At 54.7% G+C, this 1,001-nt stretch carries 1 rRNA gene (cut by a window edge); it reads right to left on the bottom strand.

Annotated features, from left to right (window positions below):
* A 23S ribosomal RNA gene (locus tag BLT43_RS18660) occupies positions 1–1,001 on the bottom strand (its annotated part continues 230 nt past the right edge of the window); the annotation flags it as partial.

Genomic DNA, 1,001 nt, shown 5'->3' with positions numbered 1-1,001 from the left:
CATCCGAAGCTTCGGCTCATGGCTTGAGCCCCGTTACATCTTCGCCGCAGGACAACTTGATTAGACCAGTGAGCTGTTACGCTATCTTTAAAGGATGGCTGCTTCTAAGCCAACCTCCTGGTTGTTTTGGTCGTCCCACCTGCTTTCCCACTTAGCCATGAATTGGGGGCCTTAGCTGTCGGTCAGGGTTGTTTCCCTCTCCACGACGGACGTTAGCACCCGCCGTGTGTCTGCCATTCAGTACTCCCGGGTATTCGGAGTTTGGTTAGGATCAGTAAGCCTGTGGGGCCCCATTACCCATCCAGTGCTCTACCCCCCGGGGTATTCGAATGACGCTCTACCTAAATAGATTTCGCAGAGAACCAGCTATCTCCGAGTTTGATTGGCCTTTCACCCCTAGGCACAACTCATCCCGACCTTTTTCAACAGGTGTGGGTTCGGACCTCCAGTGCGTGTTACCGCACCTTCATCCTGGTCATGCCTAGATCACTCGGTTTCGGGTCTGATCCCACGAACTCGACGCCCTATTCAGACTCGCTTTCGCTGCGCCTACACCTACCGGCTTAAGCTTGCTCGTGAGACCAAGTCGATGACCCATTATACAAAAGGTACGCCGTCACCGCGCAAGGCGGCTCCGACTGATTGTAGGCGTCCGGTTTCAGGTACTGTTTCACTCCCCTCGTCGGGGTGCTTTTCACCTTTCCCTCACGGTACTGGTTCGCTATCGGTCAGCAAGGAGTACTTAGCCTTCGAGGGTGGTCCCCCGATCTTCAGACAGGATTACACGTGTCCCGCCCTACTTGATACGTCCCATCGCGCTTCTCATACGGGGCTGTCACCCGCTCTGGCCATGCTTTCCAACATGTTCTGATCACGCTCAAGGCTCGGCTGGTCCGCGTTCGCTCGCCACTACTAGCGGAGTCTCTGTTGATGTCCTTTCCTCCGGGTACTTAGATGTTTCAGTTCCCCGGGTTTGCTCTTTGAAACCTATGTGTTCAGTC

Origin of the sequence: Limimaricola pyoseonensis (genome assembly GCF_900102015.1) — a bacterium.
GTDB classification, from domain to species: domain Bacteria; phylum Pseudomonadota; class Alphaproteobacteria; order Rhodobacterales; family Rhodobacteraceae; genus Limimaricola; species Limimaricola pyoseonensis.
This window is presented reverse-complemented; position numbering and strand designations above follow the sequence as displayed.